The sequence below is a fragment of the Lacticaseibacillus jixiensis genome (assembly GCF_042847315.1).
Taxonomy (GTDB): Bacteria; Bacillota; Bacilli; order Lactobacillales; family Lactobacillaceae; genus Lacticaseibacillus; species Lacticaseibacillus jixiensis.
Window position 1 is genome coordinate 1 of the sequence record NZ_BAAFPR010000013.1, and the last position, 11,346, is coordinate 11,346.

Genomic DNA, 11,346 nt, shown 5'->3' on the forward strand with positions numbered 1-11,346 from the left:
CGCTGAAAACGCTCAGCGATGCCACTTTTGAAATTCTTGGTCAATTCTTTCGCCGAGTGGTGTCGATTTTAGCACCGAATGGGGTAAAAAAGATCGCCGAGTTGGGCAATTCGCTTCGCCGCCTTCACAGGATACGGAGGACGAGGTATTTGCGCCGGAAACATGGGCTAAATCTAATCCAAACCTGCTTGAACTACCAAAGGACAAGCGAGACAACCTACAAGAAGCTCTTAATCAGGATCGCAATGACAATGAGCGCGAGGGAACGCTGGAAACATTCGTCAATAAGTCCCTTAATCTGTGGAGTCGGCGGTTTCAGAACAGCTATTTGTCTCTAGATAACATTCAACGCAGTATTATTGACCACTTCGATGTGAATGGACGTGATGTATTTATCGGTTTTGACGGATCACAGACCAATGACAATACGTCTTTTGGCTTCATTTATCCGTACACTAATCATGACAAACGTATGTTTCATGTTCAGCAACACAGCTTCATTCCATTCGCACAGGCAAAAACAATCGAAGCCAAGTCGAAGCAGGACGGATTGGACTATTTGAAGCTTCAAAAAGAAGGTTTTGTGGATATTACCAATCTTGCATCAGGCGTAATCAACACCAATCAGGTTTATCAGTGGTTGGTTGATTATGTTAATCAACATCGGCTTAAGGTCAAATTCATCATTGCTGATCCAAACCACGGTGAATGGCTCGAAAAGAAACTGGAGAATTATCAGCCGCAGTGGAAATGGTTTCCCTTGCCTCCTACCTCGTTCAAGCTGAATGAGCCTACTAAAGGCTTTCAGAATTTGTTTATTAATGGCAACATTTCGATGCTGAATGATCCCCTACTTATTGATGGGCTGAATAATGCTGTACTGGTAGAAGACCGCGGCGGTTCAGTCAAGATTGACCGTCAAAATCGCACGAGTGATCATATTGATACGACTGATGCGCTTATTAATGCTCATGCGCAGGCAAAATTCTACTTCGAAAACTATCATGATGAGGGATATAACCCGTTGAATGATTTGGACGCACAGGGAAAACGTGACTTTTTCAAGGCAATGTTTGGAGGTGGTAAATAATGGCAAAGATTATTAGCAATTTATTTAGCAATTGGGGCACAGTGATGCTGTTCGTCATTGGCTTAGCACTGATTGCAGTGGCGGCATTCACCTTTAATGTTGTTATTGGTTATCTAGCCTCTGGCTTTGAGCTGTGCTTGTCTGCCTACATTATGGACAAAGAAAGGGGGTGAATCTAAATGGGACTTCTAACCCCTAAAAATTTCAACAAACGCAAGGCCAAAAATATGGTATACCCGAGCAATCCTGCGTTTTTCACGACCACGGTTGGCGGTATGCAACTTTCTTATGTTTCGGCGCTGTCTGCTTTGCAGAACACTAATGTTTATAGTGTGATCAACCGCATTGCTAGTGATGTTGCCTCGGCACACTTCAAAACTGAAAATACTGCAACATTGAACCGACTTGAAAGCCCTAGCGGCTTGATAGGCCGATTTTCTTTTTGGCAAGGTGCACTGATGCAACTTTGTTTGTCAGGCAACGACTATATTCCGTTAGTTGGTCAGAATCTGGAGCATATTCCTAACTCTGACGTCCAAATTAACTATTTGCCAGGCAATATGGGCATTGTTTATACGGTTTTGGAGAGCAATGATCGTCCTCAAATGGTGCTTAGGCAAGACCAAATGCTGCATTTTAGGCTCATGCCAGACCCACAATATCGGTATTTGATTGGTCGATCGCCTTTGGAAAGCCTGCAAAATGCCTTAAATTTGGACGATAAAGCCTCAAAAAGCAACATGAGCGCTATGGAAAATCAGATCAATCCAGCCGGAAAACTTACAATCAGCAACTATTTAAGCGATGGTAAAGACTTAGAATCGGCTCGTGAAGAGTTTGAGAAGGCAAACACTGGTGATAACTCCGGTCGCTTGATGGTTTTACCCGATGGGTTCGATTACACCCAGCTTGAAATGAAGACGGATGTATTTAAGGCCTTGGCTGACAATTCAGCATACTCTGCTGATCAAATCTCCAAGGCCTTTGGTGTACCTAGCGATATTTTGGGTGGCGGTACTTCAACTGAAAGCCAACATTCCAACATTGACCAAATCAAGGCAACATATCTAGCAAACTTAAACTCATATGTTAATCCAATCGTGGATGAGTTGCGTTTGAAGATGAACGCACCGGACCTTGAGCTAGATATTAAAGACATGTTGGATGTTGACGACTCGGCGCTTATCAACCAGGTATCAAATCTTGCTAAGTCTGGGGTGCTAGGTGCAGAACAGGCGCAATTTATACTCACCCGATCTGGATTTTTGCCAGATAACTTGCCTGAGTTCAAACCACTTACTACACAAGCGAAGGGAGGTGATGACAAGTGATTATTCCTGTTAAGGGCTACATTACAAGCGATGATTCTGCCCCTATTTATCGTGATTGGTTAGAAATGACTGTAACATCTCCATCCGATATTGTTCAATCACTTCCAAATGACGGGTCTGATGTTGTATTAGAAATAGCGTCAGATGGCGGGGAAGTTGACCCAGCTACAGAAGTATGCAACGCACTGCGTGATTATAAAGGCAATGTAACGGCAAAGATCGTATCAAACGCATACTCTGCTGCAACAATTGTTGCTATGGGTGCTAACAAAGTACAGATGGCTCCAGGGGCAAAGATGATGATCCATCGCGCATCAAGCGACGCCAGTGGAAACTCTCATGAGATGGATGTGGCTTCTGGCATGCTGCAAACTACAGACAGTGCAATCGCAAGCCTGTACTCTGCAAAGACTGGGAAACCTGCCGATGACTTTTTAGCATTAATGGATAAAGAGACCTGGCTAGATGCTGATCAAGCTGTCGAATTAGGATTGGCAGATGAAAAGCTAGATTTCGATACGCCAATTGTAAATGCGGTGGGTCCGATTATTCCACATCAAGCAGTTCAACGAATTAAGAATCTGAAAGATGAAAACGACAAGTTACGTAGTCAACTTCCTAAGCAGAACGATCTGCTAAACAAGAAGCTGGCTATTTTTTATGAAAAAAAGGAGGTCCAATAATGGACAAATTACAAACACTTTTTAACGATGTCAGTGCCAAGTGTGCCGACCTAAACGCTCAGCTCAACACAAAATTACAAGATGAAAATGCATCTGTGGATGATTTTCAAAAGATCAAGGACGACTTGACCGCTGCAAAGGCACGTCGGGACGCTATCAACGACCAGATTAAGGATTTGGAAGCAGAAAAAGCATCAGAGCCAAAGACTGAGCCCAAAAATGACGGTAGCAAGAAAGGCACTGACCTGTCCAAAAAGCCAATCGATGCGAAGAAGAAGGCTATCAACGACTTCATCCATAGCCATGGCAAGGTGGTTGATGCTGCAGCCGGTCACGTCACTTCGACAGAAGCAGGCGTGCTGATTCCGGAAGAAATCATCTATGACCCTACCGCAGAAGTAAATTCAGTTGTGGATCTGTCAACACTGGTTACCAAGACGCCGGTTACTACTCCTAAGGGCACATACCCGATTTTGAAGCGGGCAACTGATCGTTTTTCCAGCGTGGCAGAATTGGCCGAAAATCCTACACTTGCTGAGCCCGAATTTGAACAGGTGGACTGGTCTGTTGGCACGTACCGTGGCGCAATTCCTCTGTCTGAAGAAGCCATTGCTGATTCTAAAGTTGATCTTACCGCACTTGTTGGTCAGTCCATTAACGAGAAGTCTGTCAATACTTACAACGCGATGATTGCGCCTGTATTGCAGTCGTTCACAGCCAAGGCAACAACCACTGACACTCTTGTAGATGGTCTTAAGCATATTTTGAATGTTGACTTGGACCCAGCATACAGTCGGGCGCTTGTGGTTACTCAATCCCTGTTCAATACGCTGGATACCTTAAAGGACAAGAACGGGCGTTACTTGCTTCATAATGCATCTGACTCTATCACTGACGGCACCGCAAAGGGCTCTGTCTTGGGCGTCCCAGTATATGTTGTTGGTGACACGCTACTTGGCTCGGCCGCAGGGGATCAGAAGGCATTTGTCGGTGACTTAAAGCGCGGCGTTCTGTTTGCAGATCGTCAGCAGGTCACTCTGGCATGGGAAGAAAGCAAGATTTATGGGCATTATCTCGGTGCCGCATTCCGGTTTGGCGTACAAAAAGCCGATAGCAATGCCGGATATTTTGTGACCAATACAGATGCTGCATCTGGTTCAGCTTCAGCTCCTGCAAAGTAACACGATTTCAGTCGCCTAAGAAATAAACAATTCGCCGATATGACGGGCGGCTATTAAGGGAGGGATGAATATGGCAGATGGTCAAGGGGTTACCTCAGAAGACATGCAGCAATACCTTAATCTTGACACTGATGGAGATACTTCAATTCTTGCCGATATGATCAGTACCGCAGAGGATGCAGTTACTGGGGCCATTGACGACACGATTGGGATTGATGTTTATAGGGCATATCCGTTGTTTAATCAAGCGGTGCGGGTACTTGTTGACTACATGTATTACTCACGCGGTGCCCTATCCGATCAAAACAAGGCCTATCCGCCAAGCTATGCATACATGATCAACAGCATTCGTTGGAAAATCCAGCGTGACCAAGACGCAAAGGTCGGTGAGACGGATGGTTAGTTTTAAGTCGGCCGATTTTAGCCGAACGGTTGAGCTAGGCAAGCCGCAATCGCACAGGACTGGTGCCGGGGTAAACATTTCTAGCTTCGTGCCGGTGTATAGCCTGCATTTCAAGCAACAGAAGCGGACGCTCACACAGCAGTACACGCTTGTGGGAACGCGCTTGGATAATTCAATCACCATCATTACACGGCATGACGCCCGCAATGCAAGCCAATTACAGGCAAGAATTGCGGGCGTTGTGTATGACATTTCGGACATTAGCCCGGATGATTCAAATGACGCCATTCGCTATGACTACCTGACCTTAGTCAAGACGACCAAGGGAGCATAGCCATGGACTTTAACGAAGCACTGGATCAGTGGCAAAAGCAGGTCACCAAAGCGGCTAAGCTGACGGCTAAACAGCAGGAGAAAATCACAAAAGCCGGCGCAGATGTGCTCGCTGACAAGCTAACAGAAGCCACAAAGGCAAAGCACCCAAACACAGAGGGGTCAGGCGGCGAGTACGGGCACTTAACCGATGACATTGCCAGTGCTACTGGTGATGTTGATGGCAGACATGATGGTAAGTCGGTTGTAGGGTTCACCAAAAAGGAGTTTGTAGCCAGATTTTTGAACGATGGCACTAAATACATTCGCGGTGACCACTTTGTTGATAACGCCCGCGATGATGCTAAAGACGCCGTGTTTGAAGCTGAGGCGGCGGAGTATAAAAAGATAATTAGCAAACTGAATGGAGGCAGTGATTGATGGCGGCAGTAGATGATGCGGTTGCTTTGATTAGCGCCGCTTCTTTAGTTGGCATAGATGAAGTTTATGGCAACAACTTACCCAAAGAGGCTGCGGATAGTCTGGGCAAGACAGTGGTGTTGGTGACTGATACTGCCAATAATCCTTCTGGATATGGAAACAACGACTTCTGGCGATTAGCTCAAGAGATTGAAGTACAAATCTGGTACTCACAAGATTTTGCCGACGACCCAGAGGCACTTGAAGTAACGCTAATGAAGGCGTTTGTTCACGCTGGTTGGAAAGTCGCGGCAGTACGTCAGCGAACGTTAGATCCTGACACACAGCAACTGATGAACACATTTTATTTTTCACGTGAAAAGAATATTTAGGAGGCTAAATTTATGGCATTAGTAGGACTGAACATGGTGTCGTTTGCACTGATTGATCCAATCACCCAACAGATTCTAAAAGGTGATGCAGGTTTAAGCGCAGATGGGCTTTATAAAGTTGACACTAAGGATATGGGGTCAAAAACGGCCAACATCACTGGTCTGGTTGGTTCAAGCACTAAGAGATATGGGAACAACGTATCTCAGCAGGTAGTATACGGGGCAGCGGCTCCGCAGGTTGCTTGGGACGGGCTCAACCTCGATTTTGATATCAAACAAAAGATTAAGGGTTTTGTGCCTGATAGCAAGGGTGGCTGGGCTCCAGCCGATGAGCCTGCTCATATTGCGGTTCTGATTGAATCGGGTAGTCTGTCGGGCGGCAGTGTTTATTTCGGTTTTGGTAACTGCACTGCGGTTGAAAGCGAAGCCAACATTCAAACTGACGACGACAACAAACAGATTGTCGATGATGCACTGACCATCAGTGCTTTGGACACAATTGCTTTTGGCCACAAGCCTTTCAAGATTTACTACAGCAAAGACACCGAGTTCGACGAAGCGGCAATGCTGAATGACGTCATGGGCGGATATGTAGCCGCAACTGGTACTACTGGCAATTAACAGTATTGTCAGACGAGATTCTGACACAAGTTAGAACACAAAGATAGATAATCATACGTCTTCGTGCAACTGATGACGCGTGAACCGGCACTAGCGGCAAGCACGTGCGAGCCGTGCTGCCGGCATTACAACTAAATAAGGAGAACGAATATGAAGATTAAAGAAAACAAAATTTCAAGCCGCGAACACATTGTTAAGGTGACCAACCGCGTTATGAAGGCCACGCTGGAATTGCAACTGACTATGGCCGAGAATGATGCCGAGGAAGAAGACGTAAAGCCAATTGAATTTCTACGCACGCAGCAACGGTTGGTAAACAAGGTACTTGACTACATCACAAACACACTCAAGCTTAACCAGAAGGAAAAGGACAAGCTGGATGACCTTGAGTTTTCTGAATCGGTTGATATTGCCAACCACATCATTCTGCGGGTGCAAGGCCTATCCGAAGAAGATATTAAGAAGGCTGAGGCCGAGCAGGCGGACGACAAAAGCGAAGCCGAAGCTGAATAAGCGTGAGGTCGTATTTGAGCTGAAGAACAAGCTTGAAGACTTTAAACTGACAGGCCAGGACACATTGGTTTACTTGCATTGGACGCCCGAACAATGGCTTGATACTGACTTCTACGACTTGATGGAACTTCAAACAGCAAAGAAGCCAAAGGACCGTGAACAGGATCCGATGAAGATGTTACAAAGTTTGGGGCTGATGTAAAGGGGTAGAAGGCTAGTGTGCCAACTATCCCTTTTTTGATAGGAAGTGAAAAAATGACACAAAAAATTCAAGCAGAGATGTCTACAGATGTCGCACTTAATACACTCAAAGCTAGTCAATCGCTCAAAAGTTTAAACGCGGTTATCAGTAGCACTAAGAACGCTTGGAAATCTCAAGAGGTGGCGCTCAAGTCAACTGGTGAATATCTCAAGGCGGCCGAAGTCCGGTATAAGGGCCTAGGTGACAGCATTAAGGCACAAGAGGCCAAAATTGAGAGCCTACGTGAGAAGCAAAAAGGCCTAGACGTTACAACTAAAGATGGCGCGGCGTCCTATCTCAAGTATCAGAAGGACATTGACAGTGCCACCACACAGCTGAAATCGATGGAGGCACAGCAGACGCGGGCAAAAACTAGTCTTGAATATCAGAAGTCAGGGCTGGCTAGCTTACGGACTGAATACAAGCAAATCACCACGGTTTCTAGCAGCTATGTTGAGCGGCTCAAGGCTGAAGGCAAGCAGCAAGAAGCGAACAAAGCACAGATGACGGGTTACAAGGACAGCATCAGTAACCTGAACAAGCAGCTGTCAGCACAAGAAAAAGAGCTATCACGGATCGCTACTGCCAGTGGTAAAGATTCCGATGCATGGCGTACGCAAAAGGTACGTGTTGATGAGACGGCTACTGCTTTGGCAAAGACTAAAACATCAATGTCAGAACTTGACGGCGAGATGAAGAAGGCTAACCCGTCTGTATTTACTCGGATCAAGACTGCAATTGAGGGCACTAACAAACAGGCGGAGAAGACACATAGTCTGTTCAAGTCAATATTCGCCAGTCAAATTTTGAGTAACGCCCTCAGTTCTGCATGGTCAGCAATCACCAGCAGAATTGGTGAAGCTGCAAAAGCAGGTATGGAGTACGAGAAAGAGCAAGACCAGATGAACGCGGTCTGGTTGACTCTGACTGGGAATGCAACCAAGGGCCGGGCAATGGTTGATATGACCAATCAATTGTCTGTTGCTTTTGGGCAATCGACAGACCTGGTCAATGAACTTAATCAACAGTTCTACCATGTTTTGGACAACGAGCCAGCAACTAAGAAGCTAACAACTGCTGTGCTGACCATGGGTGACGCCGTTGGCCTGTCAGGCGACAACTTGAAGAACCTCGGACTTAACTTTACCCACATGATGTCTTCTTCTTTGCTTCAGCTTGGCGACTTCAACCACATTACTGATGCATTGCCAATGTATGGTGAGGCGCTGCTGAAATATGAGCAGAAGGTTCAGAAGAACTCAAAGCTTACCATGGCAGATCTGCGTAAGGAAATGTCTGCCGGTAAGATCAGTGCCAAAGATGCTGAAGTGGTTATGGAACAACTTGGTGACAAGTACCATGATGCTTCAGAGAACCTGATGAAGACCATTCCAGGCATGGAACGTGTTATCACATCACGCATGCCAGCATTGATCGGTGACATTGAAAAGCCACTGATGAGCATGCAGAACCCCATTCTTGGCGCAATTAGTAAATGGGCACAGGATAAGCGAACTGATAGTGAGTTTACTAAGCTGGGGAAAGCTGTTTCTGGTGGCCTGACAACTATTACAGGCGCATTTGGTAAGGCTTTTAATTTAAAGAATGGCACAAAAGTTCTAGATAACATGATGGCCAACTTAACCAAGGGTGTAACGAGTATAAGCAAGGTCATTGCCAATCATGCCCCACAGATTAAGACGTTCTTTGAAACGATTAAGGAAACGTCAAAAACTACAGCCAAGTTATCCTGGACTGCCTTAACATCTGCTTTAAAACTGCTTAATCCGCTGCTGAAAACCCTAGGCGACTGGGCAGACAAACACCCTAAGCTATTTGGTGACCTTGCTGGTGGGTTCCTCGCAGTAAACCTTGCTGGTAAGGTGCTACCAATCAAAGCCTTACTTGGTTTTGCCAATGGGATGGGGTCCGTTTACAGTGCTGTCAAAAAATTAGCCACCGGTAACCTTATGACCAAGGCCATGGGGAAGATGAAGGATTTTGGTAGCAGTAAGTTGGGCACGGCCACGGCGGTAGTCACGATCGCGTATGATGCAATCAGTGATATCAAGGATTTAACTAAGGCATTCGGCAAGAGTGGCACAGTCGGTCAGAAGTTCAAAGCTGTGGGTGAAACCGCAGGCACTGCAATAGGTGGTGGCATTGGCTTCTTCTTCGGAGGGCCGTTGGGAGCGGCTGTTGGTGCTTCAATCGGTAAAGTAGTCGGTGGATGGGCCGGAGATGCGACCAAGAAGTTTACTGATGGCTGGAATGCGAAGGCTAAGCCGAAGGACTGGCTTGGCAAACTAGGGTTTGATGCTCACAAGGGCGCCACAGGCATTGCCAAGTGGTGGAGAGGCATTCAGACACAGAATGCAAAATCTACCAAAGCCATGGAAAAGCAACAAATAGCTGCTAACAAGAAGTCCAAGAAGGACTGGGACGGCTTCTGGTCAGGTGTAGGTAAAGGCTGGTCTAACTTCTGGTCAAACTACGCCAAGAAGGAAAAGAAGAACCAAGCCGACGCCAAGAAGCGCCAAGATGCTCAGAACAAAGCTATCTCTAAAGCTATGTCTTCTTGGTGGTCTAGCGTTACCAAAGGCTGGTCTAACTTCTGGTCAGGTATTGGCAAGTGGGCTACGCAGGGCTTAACCAACCTACAAAAAGGCTTTACTTCTAAGCTTAACAGCATTCACAAGGGCTGGAACAGCATATGGGCTAGCGTGGGCAAGTTTTTCTCTAACCTTCTATCGGGTATCAAGAACACCGGTAGCTCTGCCTTAGGCTGGTTAGGCTCTAAATTTAGCTCTGGGCTTTCCTCAATTTCACGGGGCTGGTCTAGAGCTTGGAATGGCATGTCTAAGATGTTTAGGGGCATCTGGTCAGGAATCAAGTCTGCCGCCCGTACTGGTCTCAACGGTGTCATTGGCATTATCAACGGCGCGATTGGTGGTATCAACTGGGTATGGCAGAAGTTCACTGGTCACAATGCGATTAAGAAGATCCAGAAGCTGGCGCAAGGCGGTATTGTTGGCAATATGCACGTCGTTATGGTTAACGATGGTACAGGCCCGGACTGGAAGGAACTATACCAGCTACCTAATGGCCAGTATGGAATGATGAAGCAACGTAACGCCGTGATGATGGCGCCAGAAGGTACACGTGTTTGGAACGGCAAAGAAACCAAGTCAATCATGCAGATGGCCGGCATTCAGCACTATGCAAATGGCGGTATCGTTGGCGCGGTTGGCAACTTCTTTAAGGTCGGTTGGGACAAGGCAACTGCAATTGGTGACTGGCTCAAACACCCTATTGCCAACATGACCAAAGCTGTAAAAAGCGCTGTGTCTGGCATGACTGCAAGCACTAGCATGTTTACCTCACTGGGTAAAGGCATTGTATCCAAGATGGTGTCTGGTGTGAGTGCATGGGCGCAAAAACAACTCAAAAAGTTAGAAGACACACTTTCGCCAGCTGAACCATCTGGATCAGGTGTACAGCGTTGGAAACCCGATGTGCTCAAAGCGCTAGAGAAGCTCAATCTATCGACTAGCGCGGCAATGGTCGCCAAGGTGCTCACTCAAATCAAGACGGAATCTGGTGGCAATGCTAAGGCTATGGGCGGTACTGATGGTCTGAATGATGGACACGCTGAAGGCCTAATGCAGGTAAAGCCCGGGACTTTTGCAGCATACAGTTTAAAGGGCCATGGAAATATTTGGAACGGCTATGACAACATGCTTGCTGGGCTAAACTATGCGAAACATCGCTATGGATCAAGTCTTAGCTTCTTGGGCCAGGGGCACGGCTACGCTAACGGTGGCTTAGTCAATGGTGCGGCTTACCGTCTTACTGGTGAGGCCGGTCCTGAGATGGTTGTACCGCTGTCAGCGTCAAAGGCTAGTCGGGCTTGGCAATTATTGGGTCAGGCTGTTCAGACAATTAACAAGAACCAAGCAAGCCAGGTACAGTTACAGCCTAGCGCTGATAACTCAGACATTATCGCTGCCATCAACGCGCTTGGAGTGCTACTGACCAAGCTCAGCTTCAACGTGCAAATTGGCGATGACCAGTTCTATCCGAAGGTAGCGCCGAAGGTCAAGGCGTACAACGACCGTCAGAACAGCTTTCGGACGTCATGGCAGGATTAGGAGGTAAA

General features: G+C 46.7%; 12 protein-coding genes. All 12 read left to right on the forward strand.

What is annotated here, in order from left to right; genetic code table 11:
* Positions 1-43: 43 nt before the first annotated feature.
* Complete coding sequence (locus tag ACGG90_RS09320) at positions 44-1,090, forward strand: terminase TerL endonuclease subunit (protein WP_390408874.1); 1,047 nt, start codon at positions 44-46, stop codon at positions 1,088-1,090.
* Positions 1,090-1,263 (forward strand): hypothetical protein, encoded by a 174-nt coding sequence (locus tag ACGG90_RS09325; protein WP_390408709.1) that lies wholly within the window; start codon positions 1,090-1,092, stop codon positions 1,261-1,263. The genes ACGG90_RS09320 and ACGG90_RS09325 overlap by 1 nt, the downstream gene beginning before the upstream one ends.
* A 6-nt stretch (positions 1,264-1,269) precedes the next feature.
* Complete coding sequence (locus ACGG90_RS09330; protein ID WP_390408711.1) at positions 1,270-2,421, forward strand: phage portal protein; 1,152 nt, start codon at positions 1,270-1,272, stop codon at positions 2,419-2,421.
* The gene (locus ACGG90_RS09335; protein WP_390408712.1) at positions 2,418-3,104 is read left to right on the forward strand and encodes a head maturation protease, ClpP-related; all 687 of its coding nucleotides are present in this window, start codon (positions 2,418-2,420) and stop codon (positions 3,102-3,104) included. The genes ACGG90_RS09330 and ACGG90_RS09335 overlap by 4 nt, the downstream gene beginning before the upstream one ends.
* Positions 3,104-4,285: a phage major capsid protein gene (locus ACGG90_RS09340; protein WP_390408715.1), complete on the forward strand. Its 1,182-nt coding sequence runs from the start codon at positions 3,104-3,106 to the stop codon at positions 4,283-4,285. The genes ACGG90_RS09335 and ACGG90_RS09340 overlap by 1 nt, the downstream gene beginning before the upstream one ends.
* A gap of 70 nt (positions 4,286-4,355) precedes the next feature.
* The gene (locus tag ACGG90_RS09345) at positions 4,356-4,688 is read left to right on the forward strand and encodes a head-tail connector protein (RefSeq protein WP_390408717.1); all 333 of its coding nucleotides are present in this window, start codon (positions 4,356-4,358) and stop codon (positions 4,686-4,688) included.
* Positions 4,681-5,022 carry a phage head closure protein gene (locus ACGG90_RS09350; RefSeq protein ID WP_390408877.1) on the forward strand — a complete coding sequence of 114 codons (342 nt, stop codon included), beginning with the start codon at positions 4,681-4,683 and terminating at the stop codon, positions 5,020-5,022. The genes ACGG90_RS09345 and ACGG90_RS09350 overlap by 8 nt, the downstream gene beginning before the upstream one ends.
* A gap of 2 nt (positions 5,023-5,024) precedes the next feature.
* Positions 5,025-5,441 (forward strand): HK97-gp10 family putative phage morphogenesis protein, encoded by a 417-nt coding sequence (locus ACGG90_RS09355; protein WP_390408718.1) that lies wholly within the window; start codon positions 5,025-5,027, stop codon positions 5,439-5,441.
* Positions 5,441-5,812, forward strand: a complete 372-nt coding sequence (locus ACGG90_RS09360) for a DUF806 family protein (RefSeq protein ID WP_056950780.1) — start codon at positions 5,441-5,443, stop codon at positions 5,810-5,812. The genes ACGG90_RS09355 and ACGG90_RS09360 overlap by 1 nt, the downstream gene beginning before the upstream one ends.
* A 12-nt stretch (positions 5,813-5,824) precedes the next feature.
* Positions 5,825-6,433, forward strand: coding sequence for a phage tail protein (locus tag ACGG90_RS09365; RefSeq protein ID WP_390408722.1), 609 nt, complete (start codon positions 5,825-5,827; stop codon positions 6,431-6,433).
* Between the two features lie 150 nt (positions 6,434-6,583).
* Positions 6,584-6,946 (forward strand): phage tail tube assembly chaperone, encoded by a 363-nt coding sequence (locus tag ACGG90_RS09370; protein WP_390408725.1) that lies wholly within the window; start codon positions 6,584-6,586, stop codon positions 6,944-6,946.
* A 255-nt stretch (positions 6,947-7,201) separates the two neighbouring features.
* Positions 7,202-11,338, forward strand: a complete 4,137-nt coding sequence (locus ACGG90_RS09375; protein WP_390408728.1) for a tape measure protein — start codon at positions 7,202-7,204, stop codon at positions 11,336-11,338.
* Positions 11,339-11,346: the final 8 nt, after the last annotated feature.

What these genes read in the sequence shown, in the direction of transcription:
- ACGG90_RS09325 (WP_390408709.1), top strand. Translation starts at nt 1,090, where the DNA reads ATGGCAAAGATTATTAGCAATTTATTTAGCAATTGGGGCACAGTGATG.
- ACGG90_RS09330 (WP_390408711.1), top strand. Translation starts at nt 1,270, where the DNA reads ATGGGACTTCTAACCCCTAAAAATTTCAACAAACGCAAGGCCAAAAAT.
- ACGG90_RS09340 (WP_390408715.1), top strand. Translation starts at nt 3,104, where the DNA reads ATGGACAAATTACAAACACTTTTTAACGATGTCAGTGCCAAGTGTGCC.
- ACGG90_RS09345 (WP_390408717.1), top strand. Translation starts at nt 4,356, where the DNA reads ATGGCAGATGGTCAAGGGGTTACCTCAGAAGACATGCAGCAATACCTT.
- ACGG90_RS09350 (WP_390408877.1), top strand. Translation starts at nt 4,681, where the DNA reads ATGGTTAGTTTTAAGTCGGCCGATTTTAGCCGAACGGTTGAGCTAGGC.
- ACGG90_RS09355 (WP_390408718.1), top strand. Translation starts at nt 5,025, where the DNA reads ATGGACTTTAACGAAGCACTGGATCAGTGGCAAAAGCAGGTCACCAAA.
- ACGG90_RS09360 (WP_056950780.1), top strand. Translation starts at nt 5,441, where the DNA reads ATGGCGGCAGTAGATGATGCGGTTGCTTTGATTAGCGCCGCTTCTTTA.
- ACGG90_RS09365 (WP_390408722.1), top strand. Translation starts at nt 5,825, where the DNA reads ATGGCATTAGTAGGACTGAACATGGTGTCGTTTGCACTGATTGATCCA.
- ACGG90_RS09370 (WP_390408725.1), top strand. Translation starts at nt 6,584, where the DNA reads ATGAAGATTAAAGAAAACAAAATTTCAAGCCGCGAACACATTGTTAAG.
- ACGG90_RS09375 (WP_390408728.1), top strand. Translation starts at nt 7,202, where the DNA reads ATGACACAAAAAATTCAAGCAGAGATGTCTACAGATGTCGCACTTAAT.